17 protein-coding genes are annotated in these 17,401 nt (G+C 58.5%); 7 read left to right on the top strand and 10 right to left on the bottom strand.

The window, feature by feature from the left end; genetic code table 11:
- The first annotated feature begins 467 nt into the window (after positions 1 to 467).
- Complete coding sequence (locus AC56QP_RS09895; RefSeq protein ID WP_489859872.1) at positions 468 to 1,304, top strand: shikimate dehydrogenase family protein; 837 nt, start codon at positions 468 to 470, stop codon at positions 1,302 to 1,304.
- A gap of 317 nt (positions 1,305 to 1,621) precedes the next feature.
- Here AC56QP_RS09895 and AC56QP_RS09900 read toward each other — a convergent pair whose 3' ends face one another.
- Together AC56QP_RS09900 and AC56QP_RS09905 are read right to left on the bottom strand one after the other, a co-directional pair.
- A complete protein-coding gene (locus AC56QP_RS09900) occupies positions 1,622 to 2,581 on the bottom strand; it encodes a GntR family transcriptional regulator (RefSeq protein WP_489859871.1) in 960 nt (319 codons plus the stop codon).
- 29 nt (positions 2,582 to 2,610) lie between these two features.
- Entirely contained in the window at positions 2,611 to 4,140 is a 1,530-nt protein-coding gene (locus AC56QP_RS09905; RefSeq protein ID WP_497100580.1) for a UxaA family hydrolase, read from the bottom strand.
- 91 nt (positions 4,141 to 4,231) lie between these two features.
- Here AC56QP_RS09905 and AC56QP_RS09910 point away from each other — a divergent pair, with 91 nt between their 5' ends.
- From AC56QP_RS09910 to AC56QP_RS09920, 3 genes are all read left to right on the top strand, one after another.
- Entirely contained in the window at positions 4,232 to 5,155 is a 924-nt protein-coding gene (locus tag AC56QP_RS09910; protein WP_497100579.1) for a dihydrodipicolinate synthase family protein, read from the top strand.
- Positions 5,156 to 5,280: 125 nt separating this feature from the next.
- A complete protein-coding gene (locus AC56QP_RS09915) occupies positions 5,281 to 6,546 on the top strand; it encodes a DegT/DnrJ/EryC1/StrS family aminotransferase (RefSeq protein ID WP_489859870.1) in 1,266 nt (421 codons plus the stop codon).
- A 72-nt stretch (positions 6,547 to 6,618) separates the two neighbouring features.
- Complete coding sequence (locus AC56QP_RS09920; protein ID WP_489859869.1) at positions 6,619 to 6,840, top strand: hypothetical protein; 222 nt, start codon at positions 6,619 to 6,621, stop codon at positions 6,838 to 6,840.
- Positions 6,841 to 7,075: 235 nt separating this feature from the next.
- On the opposite strand, the gene AC56QP_RS09925 is transcribed toward AC56QP_RS09920, so the two are convergent.
- Positions 7,076 to 7,501 (bottom strand): transketolase-like TK C-terminal-containing protein, encoded by a 426-nt coding sequence (locus AC56QP_RS09925; RefSeq protein WP_489859868.1) that lies wholly within the window; start codon positions 7,499 to 7,501, stop codon positions 7,076 to 7,078.
- Positions 7,502 to 7,691: 190 nt separating this feature from the next.
- On the opposite strand from AC56QP_RS09925, the gene AC56QP_RS09930 reads away from it, so the two are divergent.
- Positions 7,692 to 8,839 (top strand): IS3-like element ISMlo4 family transposase gene (locus AC56QP_RS09930; RefSeq protein ID WP_157866075.1). Its coding sequence is split into 2 segments (ribosomal slippage): positions 7,692 to 7,941 and positions 7,941 to 8,839, totalling 1,149 coding nucleotides; the frame shifts between segments, so codons are not numbered across the junction.
- Here AC56QP_RS09930 and tkt read toward each other — a convergent pair.
- The 7 genes from tkt to AC56QP_RS09965 all read right to left on the bottom strand — a co-directional run bounded on the left by tkt (position 8,831) and on the right by AC56QP_RS09965 (position 15,688).
- Positions 8,831 to 10,360 (bottom strand): transketolase, encoded by a 1,530-nt coding sequence (gene tkt, locus AC56QP_RS09935; protein ID WP_489859867.1) that lies wholly within the window; start codon positions 10,358 to 10,360, stop codon positions 8,831 to 8,833. The two genes, AC56QP_RS09930 and tkt, sit on opposite strands and share 9 nt — an antisense overlap.
- A 33-nt stretch (positions 10,361 to 10,393) precedes the next feature.
- Positions 10,394 to 10,762 (bottom strand): nucleoside/nucleotide kinase family protein, encoded by a 369-nt coding sequence (locus AC56QP_RS09940; protein WP_489859866.1) that lies wholly within the window; start codon positions 10,760 to 10,762, stop codon positions 10,394 to 10,396.
- Positions 10,763 to 11,080: 318 nt separating this feature from the next.
- The gene (fsa, locus tag AC56QP_RS09945) at positions 11,081 to 11,737 is read right to left on the bottom strand and encodes a fructose-6-phosphate aldolase (protein WP_489859865.1); all 657 of its coding nucleotides are present in this window, start codon (positions 11,735 to 11,737) and stop codon (positions 11,081 to 11,083) included.
- A gap of 157 nt (positions 11,738 to 11,894) precedes the next feature.
- Complete coding sequence (locus AC56QP_RS09950) at positions 11,895 to 13,397, bottom strand: APC family permease (protein ID WP_489859864.1); 1,503 nt, start codon at positions 13,395 to 13,397, stop codon at positions 11,895 to 11,897.
- A gap of 738 nt (positions 13,398 to 14,135) precedes the next feature.
- A complete protein-coding gene (locus tag AC56QP_RS09955; RefSeq protein WP_489859863.1) occupies positions 14,136 to 14,582 on the bottom strand; it encodes a LysR substrate-binding domain-containing protein in 447 nt (148 codons plus the stop codon).
- Positions 14,583 to 14,787: 205 nt separating this feature from the next.
- Complete coding sequence (locus AC56QP_RS09960) at positions 14,788 to 15,051, bottom strand: LysR family transcriptional regulator (RefSeq protein WP_489859862.1); 264 nt, start codon at positions 15,049 to 15,051, stop codon at positions 14,788 to 14,790.
- Between the two features lie 193 nt (positions 15,052 to 15,244).
- The gene (locus tag AC56QP_RS09965) at positions 15,245 to 15,688 is read right to left on the bottom strand and encodes a transposase (protein WP_497109034.1); all 444 of its coding nucleotides are present in this window, start codon (positions 15,686 to 15,688) and stop codon (positions 15,245 to 15,247) included.
- Between the two features lie 293 nt (positions 15,689 to 15,981).
- Between AC56QP_RS09965 and AC56QP_RS09970 the strand changes: the two genes are divergently transcribed.
- Positions 15,982 to 17,079, top strand: coding sequence for an ABC transporter ATP-binding protein (locus AC56QP_RS09970; RefSeq protein ID WP_489859860.1), 1,098 nt, complete (start codon positions 15,982 to 15,984; stop codon positions 17,077 to 17,079).
- 123 nt (positions 17,080 to 17,202) lie between these two features.
- Positions 17,203 to 17,400, top strand: a complete 198-nt coding sequence (locus tag AC56QP_RS09975; RefSeq protein WP_489859859.1) for a hypothetical protein — start codon at positions 17,203 to 17,205, stop codon at positions 17,398 to 17,400.
- Position 17,401 lies beyond the last annotated feature (1 nt).

Below are 17,401 nucleotides of genomic sequence, written 5' to 3' on the forward strand. Positions count from 1 at the left end.
CCCCAGCGCCTGCCGCGGAGGCGATTGAGTTTCTATACAAAAAGGGTGCGGCACATTGGGGTAAACGGTCGTGGCATCGGCGCGATGCATGACAATACGCCGCATTGGGCCGCACTCGGCTGTAGCATGTATGCGACCGAAAAACTTACCAACCTTGGCAAGTCGCCCACACCCGGCGCAATATTCGTATTCCCGCCTAACAATTTCAAGGTTGGGACCGGTGGCACGGGGGCGATCGCCCCAATCGCGCAAGCTGTCGCCAGTTTCCGTGGGAAATAGAGACGCGGCAGAAGCCTCGAGAGTCCCAGCGAGAGGGGCGGTTTTGATTACAGGTTACATCAAGACAATGAGAAAGAAACAGAACCGATCCAGTGAGTTGATGTTCCTCTTTTTCGGGAGCCGCTTCGCCACTTGAGTGGGGGGCTGCTGACCCTTCCCGCTACGCCAATTCCAGGGAAACTATAGTGATGCCGACTAAGGTAGCCGTAGTGCCTCACAACCAGGCGCCACAGATTTTCGAGATAACCGGTCGAACGCGGGTGTTGGGTATTCTTGCTCATCCGACGGAGCATGTGAAAGCTCCCCCTGAAATCAATCGAATCGCGCGTGAACGAGGCCGAGACGCTGTGATGATCCCGATGAACATCACACCTGAGGACCTGCCTGCCCTCATCGCTAGTTTGCGAAAACTGAGAAGTTTCGACGGGGCAATTGTGACCGTCCCGCACAAGCAGGCGATTCTCGCATTTTGTGATGAACTTACGCCGCATGCGAAAGCCGTTGGGGCGGCCAATGTTCTTCGCAGGGAGGCGGACGGCCGCCTGGTCGGCGGCCAACTGGACGGCGTCGGATTCGTCGAGGGCCTGCGGAGCCAGGGAATACCTGTTGCCGGCAGATCGATCTACCTTGCCGGAGCCGGAGGTGCGGCGAGCGCCATCGCTTTCGCGGCAGCGGAAGCGGAAGCGACCCGTATCACGCTCGCCAATCGAAGCATCGAAAAGATCCTTGACCTCAAGGAACGACTGTCCGTCGCGTATCCTGACGTCGCGGTCGCGCTCGGCACCGCGGATCCCAGCGGCCATGACGTAGTCATCAATGGGACGACCTTGGGCATGAAACCGAGTGATGCTCTGCCGCTCGATGTGACTCTACTTCGACCGGACATGGTCGTGGCCGAGGTCATCATGGAACCGGAGGTGACCCCGCTGCTGGCAGCCGCAGGAAGCGTGGGATGCAAAGTGCATCTCGGTATGCATATGCTGAACTGTCAGCTGCAACTCATGGCTGACTTCATGCAGCTTTGAAGGGGTTGATCTGGCCTAGAGAAGAACATCGCGATCTCATAAGCCGCTAGTGATAATAAATGTCAAATCGATTCAAATTTCTGATTTCATCAGCAACGCAAAGCGCGATCCGTCGGCGTCTACCGGAAGAGCGGCGAGCATAGGACAGAAAGAGGTATGTTGCCTGGTTAATGCCGTGCTTGTCACTCCAACGGACAGCAATCGCATGAATTTTACCCTGATGGCGCAACCATTGCCGTACAGCGTTAAATCTTGAGCTCAACATTGGCGGTTCCAATGCAATCTATGTGCTCGCCGATTCGACTCGATTGCCGCGATTAGTCCAGGACATAGGAGATTTCTGAGACAACGCAGATATCGAGGTAGGCTTGCAAGCGTTCTTTCGCTTTGCGACTCGAGGTCAGAAGATGCTCTACAAGAGCCTTTTCAGCCATCTTGGCTTTGCCCGCGGCGGTTGCGTCCATGATCTCCAAATGCTCCCCCATGAAGGCATCGATCGGCATCGCGCCTCGAACTGCGCGCTGAATGTGCTTACCAGCGACAAGCACGCACCGCGTCCGCTTAAGAGCCTCGAGTACTTCAGTGTTCGCGCTGTATCGGAGCAAGTCGATGTGAAGATCCTCCTCAAGGGAGTCGAGCTCGGCCGGTTCGATTTCGGGAAAGTTGCCTATCGTCTTGATAAGCCGATCGTGCATCATTCCGAGAACGTCTTGCGGGACGCGCCCCATTGCGCTTTTCAGTGCGGCAGGCTCCAGCAGCATACGCAGCTCATAGAGGTCATGAAATCGAGCTTCGTCCAGCGGATTGATCCACCAGCGCGACTTTTCATCATTTGTGACGATGCCGGTCTTCGCCGCATGATTAAGGATATCCCCGGCTACCGTGCGCCCCACCCTGTAATGCCGGGCGAGGGCCAATTCATTGATGCGGGCCGCTCCGAAAACCGCCCTCAGAATGATCGTTCTCTCGAAATCATAATAGAAACTCTGCCAGGCAAAGGTTTTTGGGTTCGCACCGGACTCCTCTTCCAACCCCAGCATCCTTGGCGTGATCTTGACCCGGAGAGGTTCACCGCTACGGCCCGCCAAAACCCCGCGCCCCTCGAAGCGGCGCACCGCCCCCTCCGCTTCGAGCCTCGCCAGGGCCTGTTTCACCGGCGCGCGGCTCGAATCGAAGATTGCCGCAATCGGCCCTTCCAGCAGGACTGCGCCTTCCGAAAGGCTCTTGTCTTCAATCGCCTTGCGCAGCGCGGCCGCAATGACTTCGTAGGCGGGCATTCGATGCGTCATGCGTTCCTTTCAAAGTCTCAGGTCACCGCCCCTATCTGCCAAGGCACAAATTCGTTGTCACCATAATTGTAACCTTCGCTCAAGGTGCGTTCGCCCGATGCGATCGCGACTATCTTCTCGAAGATCCGTGCACCTGCAGCTTCGATGCTGTCGCTTCCGTCGACGATCCCACCGCAATTGATGTCCATGTCCTCGCTCATCCGCTCATACATCTCGCTGTTCGTCGCGACCTTTATGCACGGCGCCGGCTTGAAGCCTGAAACAGAGCCGCGCCCGGTGGTGAAGACGATTAGATTGCAGCCGCCGGCGACCTGCCCCGTGACGGCCACCGGGTCGTAGCCGGGTGTATCCATAAAAACGAAACCGGACGTCGTGATCTGCTCCGCATACTCGTAAACTTCCATCAGCGGCATGGAACCGCCTTTTGCGACCGCGCCGAGTGATTTTTCCAGAATGGTCGTCAGTCCCCCCTCCTTGTTGCCGTGCGAGGGATTGTTGTTGAGTTCGGCGTCGTTCTTCTTGGTGTAATTCCACCACCATTGGATGCGCGCCATGAGCTTTTCAGCAATTGCAGGCGTGACGGCGCGGCGGGTCAGAAGATGTTCCGCCCCGTAGATTTCCGGAGTTTCGCTGAGCACCGCCGTCCCGCCATGCTTGACCACTAGGTCTGCAGCAAAGCCGAGAGCCGGATTGGCAGTAATCCCGGAATACCCGTCGGACCCGCCGCATTGCAACGCCACCTTCAGCCCCGACAGCGGCTGCGTCGTGCGTTTCACCGCGTTGACTTCGGGCAACAGCTCCTGAATGATCGAGATGGCCTCCTCGATGGTCCTGCGTGTGCCTCCCAGCTTCTGGATGGTCATCGTGCGCAGTCGCGGCCCTTCCTCGAGCTCGAAAGCTTTCACGAGGTGGCTGATCTGGTTCGTCTCGCACCCAAGCCCGATCATCAGGACCGCCGCGAAGTTCGGGTTTTTGGCATAGCCGCTGAGAACCCGCCGCAGATACAGATAGCCCTCGGTATTCGTCGGGATCGCGCAGCCCGTGCCATGGGTAAGCGCTACAACGCCGTCGATATTGGAATAGTTGCCGAAGCCGTTCGTCTTGAAATAATCTGCAACGGCGCGAGAAACGGTCGCGGAACAATTCACCGACGTGATGATACCGATGTAGTTGCGCGTACCGACAAGACCGGACGGGCGTGCATAGCCTTGGAAAGTAAGCCGCTCGTTCTCCGGCAAGAGTGGCGTAGGCCCCCCATCGGCGGCAAAGTCATGCGATACGGCTTTGTCGAGCATGGCGAGGTTCTGCAGGTGGACATGCTCGCCGGCGAGAATGTCACAGCTGGCGCAGCCGATCACTTGCCCATACTTCAGGACGGCCTCCCCTTGAACGATAGGTCGGACCGCGATTTTGTGGCCGCTGGGAATAGCATTCAGGGCAACGACATCCCAAACGTGTTCGCCTTCCGCGATAGGGCGCGTCGCAACAACGACATTGTCCGCATGATGGAGCCGGATCACGCCCGAACCAGGTTGAACCATCGACATCCCAAGTCTCCGAAATGACTATTGCGTGCAACAATCATTCATGATAGGCCTGCGGAAGTCAAGAGTGGACTTAGGGAGTGCAGTTCTCGCGATGGTCAATCATCGACGCTATACCGGTCTTTTTCCAGTGGCTCCCACACCCTTCACCGGGAATGGAGATGTCGATTTCGACGGGCAGCGCCGCGTGCTTGATTGCATGATCGATCAGGGGGTCGATGGCATATGCATCCTGGCCAACTACTCCGAGCAGTTTTTGTTGTCGGACGAAGAGCGCCGGCATCTAACGGAACTGAGCCTCGAACATATCGCCGACCGGGTCCCGGTGATGGTCACATGCAGCCATTTCAGCACGCAGATCGCCGCAGGCCGCGCCAGGCATGCTTCCGAACACGGCGCCAAACTCATCATGCTAATGCCGCCATATCACGGCGCGGGCATCAAGCTGGATGAAATCTCGATTCGCGAACATTTCGCACGTGTCGCCGATGCCGCCGGCATTTCGGTCATGATTCAGGATGCGCCGCTGAGCGGGGTTACGCTTTCGGCCGATTTTATGGCCCGGATCGCGCAGGAGTTACCGCTGGTGCGCTATTTCAAGATCGAAGTCGCCGGCACGGCGGCTAAATTGCGCAAACTTCTAGAACGCGGCGGCGACGCGATCGAAGGGCCGTTCGACGGCGAGGAAGCCATAACGCTGATGGCCGATCTCGACGCCGGTGCCACTGGGGTGATGTCGAGCGCCTTGCTGCCAGATCTTATCCGCCCAGTGCTCGAGCACCACAAGGCCGGCCGCCGCGCGGAAGCGGCGAAAGCCTACGAGCATATTTTGCCGCTTATCAACTACGAGAATCGGCAGTGCGGACTGCGGGCGGCCAAGACAGTGATGATGGAAGGAAAGGTAATCAAATCCGACCATGTCCGCCATCCGCTCGAACCGCTGCATCGGGCGACACGAGCGGGCCTGCTTGAACTCGCGCAAGGTATGAACCCGCTTGCGCTGTCCTGGGGCAAGTAAGGCCCGCAGTCAGCCGGTTGGGGAATGATTGACGGGCGCAGCGGCGGAAAGCCGACTTGCCTCCGCGTGTTGGGGCGCATGGACAGGGCGCTCTCGAATTGGCATTCGTGTCGGAGGTAGCTGTAATGAACGAACTGGCGATTAACGGAGGCCCCCGCGCAATCGAGGGCGTATTGCCCAGCTTTCGCGATGCCTCGGGCCGCACGCTGGGCGAAGAAGAGGCAAATGCTCTCCTGGAAGTCATAAAGTCGGGCCGGCTCTCCTTCCTTACTGGCCCGAAGACCGGTGAGTTCGAACGCGCTTTCGCCGCGAAGTACGGCGTCAGGCATGCAGTGGCGGTGGCAAACGGCACTGCCGCCTTGCATTCAGCGGTTACCTATCTCAATCCAGAACCCGGCGACGAGATCATCCTGTCGCCCGTTACCGACGTGGGCACCGTCATCCCCGTGATTGCTCAACTTGCCATCCCCGTATTCGCCGATGTCGATCCGCTAACGCAAAACATAGATCCGGCGTCGATCGAGAAAAACATCTCGGCACGCACCCGCGCTATCATCGTAACGCATGTCTACGGACATCCTGCCGATATGGACGCCATCATGGCGATCGCAAAAAGACACGACCTCTTCGTCATAGAGGACTGCGCGCAAGCTCATCTTGCCTGGTACAAGGGAAAACTGTGCGGCACCATAGGCGATGTCGCGTGCTTCAGCTTTCAGCAGTCCAAGCACATGACCACCGGCGACGGCGGCATGGTGATCAGCAACGATAACGGACGTTTCGGTCGCATGCTGCGGCACTGCAGCGACAAAGGCTGGCCTCGTGAACGCGGCGGCCGCGATCATCTCTTCCTGGCGACGAACTATCATATGACGGAATTGCAGGCGGCAGTCGGTCTCGAGCAGTTGAAGAAGCTCGACCAGTTCGTCACGGCGCGCGTAAGCGCGGCCGACCGGCTGACCGAGTTGTTGGTCGATGTCGACGTGACGCCGATTCTGCCGCTGTCCGATACGGTCGGCGTCTACTTCTTCTATTGTTTCCGCCTCGATCCGTCGAAACTGTCGGCGCCGATTCCGGAGGTGATGAGGGCCCTGGTCGCCGAGGGCATAGATGGCTTTATCGGATATCCGGGGCAAGTCCCGCTCTACAGCTATCCGGTCATTCGCGAGCACAATACCTTCGGCCAGTCAGGACTTCCTTTTACCCTCGAGGGCGCCCGAAAGATCGACTATGGAAGCAACCTGTGCCCCGAGGCCGAGCGCGCCTGCCGCGAAACGGTATGCATGTGGTGGACCGACAGAATGGAGGATAGTCACCTCCGACAGATTGCGGCAGCGGTTCGCAAGGTCGTGTCCGCCTATTCAATCTCGTTAGAGAGGTGGGCCGAATGAGTATTGGAGCGACTGTGGATGAAACATTCTCTCCAGGTGTGATGGGGGATCATCTCAACGTCAGGGTTTGCAATGAACAAGGTCGTTCCAGAGATGATGGTAAGCGACAAACTCAAAGTGCACGCTACCGCCTCGCGGGCGAAGGATAAAGCCAAGCAGGCTGCGGGCCAGCTCGGTATCCCGAAGGCGTACGACAGCTATGAAGATATGCTTGATAGCCAGACCAATCTCCCGAGGGCATGCGATCTTGCGATCTTGAAAACCGGCTGCGGGATCTATCGCGACGAGAAATGAAGCCGCGCTGGCCCAAGCTCGGCTTCAAGTCAACGACAACTGCCGAAATTATCCTCTCGGGCATCGAGATGGCTCATATGATGCGCAAACGACAGGCGACGTTTGCCTACGATCCGGACGCCCTCCATTGCCAAGCAGTTCGAAATCCCTCGCCGCATGAGCGCCGCGTGACGCTCAACCTGCCTTTGCGACCTCAGCTGGAGTTTGCGACGGAACCTACGAGAAGGCTTCGGAATTACGGATTCACGCGTACAGCATTTTCCTGGCTCGCGATCGCCCGTCGGACTGCAATAATAATTCCTTCGACGGTGATCCCATAGTGCGCGTAAAGCGTCTCCGCCGGGGCAGACTCCCCGAATGTGTCTAAGCCAACGACCTCACCCTCGAGCCCAACATACTTTCTCCAATAGTCCGTAACCCCCGCCTCGACGGCGACGCGGACAATACCGGATGGCAGCACCTCGGCCTTGAAGGCGTCGCTCTGCTTATCGAAGATAAGCGTCGAAGGCATGGACACGACGCGCGTGTGAATGCCTTGGTCACCAAGTCGTTCAGAAGCTTCGACAGCGATTTGAACCTCTGAGCCAGTTGCGATGATTATGGCTTGCAAAAGCCCGGCCTCCTTTCGCAGGATATAGCCACCTCGCCTGATCGCCGTCACCTGTGCGTCCGAGCGTCGCTGAAAAGCAAGATTTTGCCGGCTGAGCGCCAGGATCGTCGGTGTTTCGGTTCGCTCCAGAGCAATCTGCCACGCGACGACAGTTTCAACCGAGTCGCAAGGACGCCAAACTGGCCTGCTGCCGGTTTCGTGGACACCGAGATAAGGTGTTTAACGGAACTGGAGAGTGGGAATGCAGAGAAGGAAGTTCAGCCGCGAGTTCAAGCTTGAGGCGGTGAGATTGATCGAGGATCGGGGCGTTGCGGTGGCCCAGGCTGCCCGCGACCTCGATGTCCACGAGAATGTGCTGCGCAAATGGGTGCGCGAGCTATCGGCCGATCCGCAGCGTGCGTTTCCCGGTCATGGGCAGATGAAGCCGGAGCAGCAGGAGATTGACCGGCTGCGTAAGGAAGTCGCGAAGCTGAAGGCGGAGCGCGACATCCTAAAAAAGGCCGCAGCCTACTTCGCGAGGGAAGTGACATGAGGTTCGCTTTCATCGCGAGGCACCGGAACATCTGGCCGGTGGCATGGCTGTGCAGTGCGCTGGATGTGTCCCGCTCGGGCTTCCATGCCTGGCTCAACCGCAGCCCTAGCGTTCGCTCCCAGCATGACGAGATCCTCGTTTCCAGGATCGACCGAAGCTTCAAGAGCAGCGACCGCACCTACGGCGCGCGTCGGGTCTGGCACGACGTTCTGGCAGAGGGGCTTTCCTGCGGACTGCATCGCATCGAACGCCTCATGCGGGAGAACGGCCTCCGGGCACGTCCACGCCGGCGCGGACTGCCGAAGGATACCGGCGAGCGAGCCGCCGTGTCGGACAACCTCCTCGATCGCGCCTTCGAGGCATCGGCCCCGAACCAGAAGTGGGTCGCCGACTTCACCTATATCTGGACTGCGGAAGGATGGATCTACGTTGCCGCCGTCGTCGATCTGTTCTCCCGCCGTGTCGTCGGCTGGGCGATGAAGGCCGAGATGACCGCGCAGCTCGTCACCGACGCTCTCATCATGGCGATCTGGAGGAGAGGCAAGCCCGACAGCCTGCTGCACCACTCCGACCAGGGATCGCAATATACGAGCGAGCAGTTCCAGCGACTGATGGCCGACCACGGCATCACCTGCTCGATGAGCCGGTCGGGCAACGTCTGGGACAACGCTGCGATGGAGAGCTTTTTCTCGTCGCTCAAGACCGAGCGGACAGCCCGCAAGGTCTACAGGACGAGAGATGATGCGAGGGCGGATGTGTTCGATTACATCGAGCGCTTCTATAACCCTCGGCGAAGGCACTCGACGCTGGGCTATCTGAGCCCCGTGGAGTTCGAGGAACAAGCTATGTTAGCTTAACCTCGTGTCCGAAAAACCGGCAGCAGGCCAAACATCCATGTTGGGTATCAGCCGCAGCGAGGCTAGATGTTCGACCGGCTGATGTGTTGGCCCGTCTTGGCCCAGTCCGATGGAGTCATGGGTGAAGACGTAGATCGCGCCAAGCTTCATCAGGGAGGCCATGCGCAAGGCATTTCGCGCGTAGTCGGAAAAAGTCAGGAACGTCCCACCGAATGGACGCAAGCCACCATGGGTCAGTATCCCGTTGATGATCGCGGCCATTCCGAACTCGCGCACGCCGAAGTTTACATAGTTACCACCGGAGGATGCCGTGACGGGATTGGCACCCTTCCACATCGTCAAATTGGAGCTTGCAAGGTCGGCCGAACCGCCAATCAGTTCGGGCACCAGATCGGCGAACTGCTGGATTGCGTTCTGGCTCGCCTTGCGGGAGGCTATAGTCTCCCCTTTCCGTATCGTCTCAGCGACAATCGCATCCGCCTTGGTGTGAAACTCTTTAGGCAGACGATGTTCCATCCGCCGTTCAAACTCTGCAGCTAGATGCGGATGGTCGACGCGATAAATTTCGAAACGACGACACCAATCGGCCTCTATAGCGCGGCCTGTTTGCAATGCGCTCCATGAGTCATAGACTTCGCTCGGAATTTCGAAGGGGCCGTGTGGCCAGCCGATGGCGAGCCGTGTACGAGCAATCTCTTCCACTCCGAGTGGAGCGCCATGGGAATCATGGCTTCCCGACTTTGTCGGAGCCCCTTTGCCGATCGTGGTTTTGCAGCAGATGAGGGTCGGGCGAAAGGCTTCCAGCTTTGCTATGCTGATCGCTCGGTCGACCGCGTCGATGTCATGCCCGTCGACCGAAGGGATGACGTGCCAACCATAGGCCTCGAAGCGCTTGGGCGTGTCGTCCGTGAACCAACCTTCGACGTGGCCGTCGATGGATATGCCGTTATCATCGTAAATCGCTATCAGTTTGCCGAGGCCTAGAGTTCCCGCGAGCGAGCAGGCCTCATGCGAAATGCCTTCCATGAGGCAGCCGTCACCCAGAAACACAAATGTGTGGTGGTCGACAATCTGGTGCCCAGACCGGTTGAACGCCGCAGCCAACGTTTTTTCGGCTATTGCCATGCCGACCGCGTTGGCAAGTCCCTGTCCGAGCGGACCGGTGGTGGTCTCGACCCCCGGCGCATAGCCATACTCCGGATGACCTGGTGTCTTGCTCCCCAACTGGCGAAACTGTCTCAGATCGTCGATCGATATGTCGTAACCGGTCAGATGAAGCAGACTGTAGAGCAGCATCGAGCCGTGGCCGTTGCTGAGCACGAACCGGTCGCGATCAGGCCATGTAGGTTTAGCCGGGTTGTGACGTAGATGTCTGGACCACAGTGCGACCGCAATCTCAGCCATTCCCATCGGCATTCCAGGATGGCCGGAAATGGAGTTCTGCACTGCATCCATCGACAGCGCGCGAATCGCGTTGGCCAGGACAATGGGCGAGACGGGCGTATTTGGACGGTCAGACACGTTTGGATTCCTTGGCGAAGCGGCTCTTAGCCTTCAATTGATGGGGAACTGCAGGAAGGTGGCGGGCGTCTCTATGGGGCGATCGGCGCGGTTATTTCGTTTTGTTCGTGAAAGAAAGACAATGTCGGAAGGCCTGCTCGCTTCCAGCACCACGTCAACGTTGGGCATGTCGTTCGATCCCACCCAACTTCGAGCGGCTTCGTCCGAATACCCAAGTTCGATCCATCGTTTCAGGAGACGACGCTCCAGTTCGGCACGGTGCACCGAAATGAAGAGCGAAAAATCGAGATACTGCGCCAGTGCGGACCACGGCGGCCTGTCGAGCAGCAGGTAGTTTCCCTCTACGAGAATGTATTTCTGCGTGGTCCCGATTATCGCCGCTCCTGCTCGCGCTACATCCATCTGGCGGTCGAAGGCGGGGATGACGACCGCGGGGGCTCCGTGGCCTGGAGCCTTCGCAATGTCGTTTCAAGACCCCAACAATCGAATGTGTCTTCGGCCCCTTTGCGGTGACGCTGGCCGATCTGTTCGAGAAGGGCGTTGTCATAAGGAAAGCCGCCCACCTAACGATTGTGGATTCGCCCGCTGGAAGGGAGTGGGCAAGCCTCCTTGATAAAGCGGATTTGTCGGCTCCGGGGGCCGGCGATTGCAACCATAACCGTTGTGCGCGTGCAGCACGATCGACGATTGCCCTCGCTATTTGGTCGATGTTCCACATGCTCAGCCGATCTTCTGGCCGGTCTTGGCCCAGTCGGCGAGGAAAGCCTCGAGGCCCTTGTCGGTCAGCGGGTGCTTGACTAGCGCCTTCAGCGTCGCCGGCGGCGCGGTGATGACATGCGCGCCGATGAGCGCCGCCTGCTTGACGTGGTTCACCGTGCGCACCGAAGCGGTCAGAATCTCGGTCGGGTAATCGTAGTTGTCGTAGATCTGCTTGATCTCGGCGATCAGCTCCATGCCGTCCGAACCGGTGTCGTCGATTCGGCCGACGAAGGGCGAGATGAAGGAGGCGCCGGCCTTGGCCGCCAGCAGCGCCTGGTTGGCCGAAAAGCACAGCGTCACATTGACCATACGGTTCATCTCGGTGCGGATGGTCTTGCAGGCTCTCAGCCCGTCCAGCGTCAGCGGCACCTTGATGCAGACATTGGGCGCGATCTTGGCCAGCACCTGGGCCTCCGCCATCATGTCCTTGAATTCGGTGGCGACGACTTCGGCCGAGACCGGGCCGTCGACGATGTCGCAGATCTGCTTGGTGACGTCGGCGATCTTGCCGCCGGATTTCAGGATCAGCGACGGATTGGTGGTGACGCCGTCAAGCAACCCCAGATCGTGCAGCTCACGGATTTCCTTGGTATCGGCAGTGTCGACAAAAAATTTCATTTTCATCCTCTCTCTGCTCTACTGCAATGCACGGACGGACGGACGGACGGACGATCGTGGCGGCCTGTCCAATGGGCGCAACACAAATAGGTCAACGAAAGAATCCGAGCCTCCAAAGCGGAGGCGCGGCCCCAGTGTTACAACGAGGCTTCGTGCTTTATGGTTTTCTCGGAGCAAGGTCCGGTGGGCCTGCCCTTCCGGTGGCAAGATCGCCGCGCAGTTTCAGGATCCACCACGTGGCACCGATCGCTAGCATGAACATCGTCATGAAGGCTCCTGGGTGGCTTTCGTCAGGAATCGAAAACGTCGAAATGACAACGAGAGTCCAGAGAACACCCACACCAATCGTCGGAACAAGCCATTCTCCCAGGCCGAATGCGTCAACCGGCGCCGACGGGATGCGGTCACCACGATGGGCAAGATAGGTACCAACAAGGGTCAGGAAATAGGTTAGATAGTAAGTCAGACCAACCATTGAGTAGATCGCGGCCACAAACCCGCCGTTGGCAAGATTCATCATAGTTGCGATGACGGTAACCAGGATAATCGCGACTACAGGGGTTCCCGTCCGCTTGCTGACGCCCATCAACAGCTTGGAACCGGGCAGCATGTTATCACGTGACAAAGCATAGATCATCCGCGTGGCAACCGCCATGTTGGCGATCAAGCAGGCGAAAATCGAGGCAAATGCTACGAACAGCATGAGAAGGGCGGCAAGGTTTCCAAAACGCAGCCGAACGATGCCGATGACCGGGTTTTCGGGGTGCGCCAGAAAATCCGCGACGGACCCGGGAATAGCTAGGGCAAGCAAGGCGAAAAGACCAACCCCGAAAATGCTAGATACGGCAACTGCCCGGATCATGGCCTGTGCAGCAGCGCGGCGCGGATCCAGGGTCTCTTCTGCCAGATCAGCGGCGCCCTCCCATCCCAGCAACACGTTGACTGGGAGCAACATCGCTAGCGCAAACGTTGTCAGCGACAACGGCTCTCCGCTGGCCGGCGTGGTGTCAACCAACAAGCCAAAGCCATGCCCATCGCCAAAGAAGAAGAAGACACCGACAATAAGTCCGACCATCAGGAGCACCGTTCCGACCAACTCCACGACCGCCCCGATGTCGTTCATTTTGGTGGCAATCTTGATGCCGAAAATGTTGATCGCGCAGACGACGATTGTCGCGGATATGCTGAGCGCTTGCACCTGCCCCTGCGTCGGGTTTGCCCAAATCTCTGGCGCGAAAACCGAACCGATGGCCGCCGCCGTGCCGGCCGTTCCCGCCATGAACGAGATCATGGCGATCCAGCCCGTGAACCAGCCATAGCTTTTGTTCACGAGGCGGCTTGACCATTGGTATGCATAGCCGGTGACCGGAATGCGTGCGGACAAATGCGAGTAAACCAGCACGATGCAGGAGACAAAAGGAATAACCATAAACCAGAGCAAAACGCCGAACCCACCAACCCGATTGAATGGATCTGCAAACAGGGTGACAACGCCGGTGTTGATCGACACCATTGAGAAGGCCAAACAGAAGGACGTGAACGGACGCATCGTCCGGTGAAGTTTTTGCGTATAGCCAAGCGCCGCGAGATCGGCCTCGTCACTTGAGGTGACGCCTAGCGTAGCGGCCCCTCTGCTAAATGATTCATAGGTTTCAGTCATACTGCTCCCCCTTCTTATGCTTTCTTGCGCCGTCCTGCATCGCGGCGCTGGCACATATGTTAGGTAGGAAGCCCTTCCCCTAGAAATACATTTTTCAACATAATATATTCATGCTGCTTATTGCTGGTTATAAATGAAAATGCGCAATAACCCCAGCGCGGCTGCTATCGGCAAACAGTTTGCGCGAGCTACTGCGGGCAATATCGCATCGGTTGCCGTGGCCGGAGTTCTGCATCCGCTGCCCTAATGTCCACAACCTTTATGGCGTCACCGCCGGGGGAGCACATAAGCTTAAGGCGTCGCTCCGCCGGCCATTCCAGTTTGGCGTCGTATACCCCGCTGCGACCTAGTCAACGAGCGCCCAACATAAAGTCCTGCGCGACCCTGTTCGCCACCGGCCCGCAGCGCGCCAGCGCAAAGAGCTGAACGCTCAATAAGCGACGGTTATGAATGACCAGGTCTGGCAGATCGAGCCTACGGCAGCGCTGTCAGTGGAAGCTGGACGCTCCTTGCATGGAGCTGATTCGTAAGCTTCTCGGATTCGACTGTTGCCGCCTCGAAGACGACTTTGGCTGGCCTGTCTACCCGGTAGTACCCAGATCGACAAGGAGGAAATCGACCCCATTCTCAGCATGACCACGAAGGCCGCCTGATCATACCCTCAGGCCATCTGGGAATTTACACACCAGCTTGACGGACGTGACCCGGGTAGCAGGTCATGGGCGGCCCGGCCCGTGGTCAGGCACTGTCCAAGTTCGGGGGCCGAGCGACGATCCCGTAGACGCCTTTGGACACGCGGTGGACAGGGGAGATGAAGTCCGAAACAAGCTTATTTGGTGCAACGCGATATCCAACGGCAATAATACATTCCTGCATGTCAATAATGGGTCGAAATATGACACCGGGACGCGCGTAGTACCGAGCGGTGCTGTCGGCAGTAATGCTGATGCCTCTGCCAGCAGCTACCGCTTGCAGCTCAGACTCGACGGTCGCGGCCTCGTAGGACACTTTGGCAGGCCTTCCATCTCGATAGTCCATGGCCACCCAATAGTCGCGCCAGACTCCTGGTACCGGCGCCGCCACTATCGGCTCATCCAGAATATCGCTGACCACCACGCTCTCGCGTATAGCGAGACGGTGTCCTGCTGGCAGGCAGGCGACGCATTGTTCTCTGGCTATTTCCACCAGCTCGACATCGTCGACACCGATCGGAGGGCGCACTATCAGTCGACCTTTCTGTCCCGCAGACCAGCGCTCGGGTCTGAAAAGTCAAGCTCCTGCAAGTGGAGGCCCGCTCCCGGCCTAATCCGCTCGAACTCACGTACGATGTCCGGAATGAAGTGCACAGCGGTGCCGATCATGTAGCCCACCCGCAGTTCGTTGTTGAGCGTCAAATGCAGCGCGCTTCATTGTTAAAGGCGTCCAAAGTGGTATGCACTATGTGAGCCCTTGCCAAGAGCCTCTCGCCTGATGTCGTCAGAGCCACACTACGCGTCGTTCGCTCAAATGAGTCAAAGCCAACGGTCGCCTCGAGCTGCATGATGGTCTGCGACAGCGCCGACTGCGACACGTGCAGCCTTTCGGCGGCACGTGCGAAGTTCCGCTCCTCGGCCACCGCGATAAATGCCCGAATATGCCGAAAAAGCGTATTCATAGATCGTGTCCTAACACATGGTGTAAGAGCGCCGACCTCCGGAGAGGTCCGAGCCTGATCAGGCGGTCACAGCGGGCAGCCTAACATTGGGATTGTCGGTGACGCGGGCGAGTGCTCCAAGGCTAATGTAGCGCCGCAGAGGCGGCTGACTTGGCTCTTGGACATGCCGCCCGCGACCATTGCCTTCACAAGGTCATCGACCGCGCGTTGAGATGCCTTGCACATAAGCCTTCAGGATCACCGCCACCAAGGCCTTCTCCGCCGTCCGCCGGGGTTCAAGGAAGCTTGGCAGATAGCCCCCTGGCGTAGCTGGGGATCTCCAGCGCGATCCGCCCCGCACGGGTGTCCCAGTCCCGTTCCCGGCAGCCGTTGCGCTGGACCTCGCGCAGCGGCGAGCGCGCGCCCTTCCCGCGCCGGTGCGCAGTCCCACTTCCACCTCCGTGATCCGGTCGGCCGCATAGGCCAGCATATCGCGCACCAGATCGCTGTCGGCCTGCTTTTCAGCCAGCTCGATCAGCGCCATTCTCTTGTTGGTCATCGTCATCTCCGTCCTTGGTTTCGGGTGTCGCAACCCGAACTTTTTCCAAAGATCGACGATGACCGCCAGCGTCAGCACCGGCCGCGTACTGCGCTCCACCGAGGGGCTCCGCGCGCGGCCTCATACACCACTGTTGGGTCACGGCCTATTCATAAGCGCCATGAAATAATCGTTTAGCAATTCGTCCTTGTTGTCAGTGACCTGCCAGGCGAAAGCTAAAGTGAGCAGCAGAGGAGTTGAGGTAACCATGACCGTCGGTGGGGCAAATGAGGTTATTGAGCGAGGGAAGATGTCACTGATCCATACTTTCTGTTCGCAGCTCCCCTTCCGATCCAGAGCGGTTCGGGTTCACCGCTTCGCCCGATCCAGTTCCTTTAGGTTGGACCAACACCATGTCTAAGGTAAGCCTCAGCGGCGTGTGCAAGCGATTTGGGTCACATGATGTAGTCAGTGACATCAACCTCGAAATCGGCGACGAGGAGTTCGTCGTCTTCGTTGGCCCATCAGGCTGCGGGAAGTCCACTTTGCTGCGCATGATCGCCGGCCTGGAAGACATTTCGCAGGGCGAGATCAGCATTGACGGCACGGTCGTCAATGACCTTCCCCCGTCGAAACGGCAGATTTCGATGGTCTTCCAGAACTATGCGCTCTACCCGCACAAGACCGTCCGCGAAAACATCGGCTTCGCACTTCGGCTCGCCAAGGTCGACAAGCAGACGATCCGCGATAAGGTCGAAGATGTCGCTCGCGTTCTTGAACTTGAAGCCCTTCTGGAGCGAAAGCCAAGACAACTCTCAGGCGGGCAGCGGCAACGCGTGGCAATCGGACGCGCCATCGTGCGCGAGCCGAGGCTCTTTCTGTTTGACGAGCCCCTGTCAAACCTTGACGCCGCGTTGCGCGGTCAAATGCGCATCGAGATTGCGCGTCTTCACCAGACGTTGAAGACGACCATGATCTTCGTGACCCACGACCAGGTCGAAGCGATGACGCTTGCCGACAAGATCGTTGTCTTGAACAAGGGCCGGATCGAGCAGGTGGGAAGTCCGATGGAGCTGTATTTGCATCCATCGAACCGCTTCGTAGCCAGCTTTATTGGCTCCCCGAAGATGAATTTCATCAAGGCCCGGGTCGATTCCGTGGCGGATGGCAGCGCCCACCTGCTGGCCGCTGCCGGGACCGCTTTGACCTGCCCGATCGGCACGGAACACGGTCTGTCGCGCAAGGACGAAGTGACGATCGGCATCCGCCCGGAAGATTTGTCACTCGGCGAGCAGGGCCTGACCTTTCGTGGTGTGGCGCAGGTGGTCGAGCATCTCGGTGCCGAAACACATGCGATCGTCGAAATGCCGCAGAACGAAGTGATCACCGCAGTCCTCGACGGCAAGTCGTCGGTCAAGGTCGGAGATGTGCTCTCCCTAAGCGCAGCCACGGATCATCTGCACCTCTTCGATTCAAACGGAAAAGCAATCGCGAGCAGGGGGCGGCCTTGAAACACCAGGCGGACTGAACCGCGCCGGGTTTACGAGAGGCTGATGGACGTTAGGGCCTGACGCAGAACAAACGCTTCATCTGGTCGGTAGGCGGCAGGGTTTGGGATCGAGGCGCTGCAATGTATGGCGTCAGGAGTCGCGGCCGCGCTGCTGCCTGAGTTTTTTGATGCGACGGCGTTGATAGGTGTCGATTTCGCGGAACAAGGGGGAGCGGCGATCGAACAGAAGGTGGGTGATGGAGACGATTTGGACAGCCGTGGTGTCCGAGCCATTGATGTCGAGACAACAGGCAACAAGCTGGTCGCGATAGGCCAGGTTTAAC

It is taken from the genome of Mesorhizobium sp. RCAM 05104 (genome assembly GCF_059683645.1).

Bases quoted from the DNA above. Each gene is read 5' to 3' on its own strand.
- AC56QP_RS09900 (WP_489859871.1), bottom strand. From the start codon at position 2,581: ATGCCCGCCTACGAAGTCATTGCGGCCGCGCTGCGCAAGGCGATTGAA.
- fsa (WP_489859865.1), bottom strand. From the start codon at position 11,737: ATGAAATTTTTTGTCGACACTGCCGATACCAAGGAAATCCGTGAGCTG.
- AC56QP_RS09915 (WP_489859870.1), top strand. From the start codon at position 5,281: ATGAACGAACTGGCGATTAACGGAGGCCCCCGCGCAATCGAGGGCGTA.
- AC56QP_RS09950 (WP_489859864.1), bottom strand. From the start codon at position 13,397: ATGACTGAAACCTATGAATCATTTAGCAGAGGGGCCGCTACGCTAGGC.
- AC56QP_RS09940 (WP_489859866.1), bottom strand. From the start codon at position 10,762: ATGGATGTAGCGCGAGCAGGAGCGGCGATAATCGGGACCACGCAGAAA.
- AC56QP_RS09905 (WP_497100580.1), bottom strand. From the start codon at position 4,140: ATGTCGATGGTTCAACCTGGTTCGGGCGTGATCCGGCTCCATCATGCG.
- AC56QP_RS09975 (WP_489859859.1), top strand. From the start codon at position 17,203: ATGGCGTCAGGAGTCGCGGCCGCGCTGCTGCCTGAGTTTTTTGATGCG.
- AC56QP_RS09910 (WP_497100579.1), top strand. From the start codon at position 4,232: ATGGTCAATCATCGACGCTATACCGGTCTTTTTCCAGTGGCTCCCACA.
- AC56QP_RS09970 (WP_489859860.1), top strand. From the start codon at position 15,982: ATGTCTAAGGTAAGCCTCAGCGGCGTGTGCAAGCGATTTGGGTCACAT.
- AC56QP_RS09920 (WP_489859869.1), top strand. From the start codon at position 6,619: ATGAACAAGGTCGTTCCAGAGATGATGGTAAGCGACAAACTCAAAGTG.
- AC56QP_RS09895 (WP_489859872.1), top strand. From the start codon at position 468: ATGCCGACTAAGGTAGCCGTAGTGCCTCACAACCAGGCGCCACAGATT.
- AC56QP_RS09960 (WP_489859862.1), bottom strand. From the start codon at position 15,051: ATGAATACGCTTTTTCGGCATATTCGGGCATTTATCGCGGTGGCCGAG.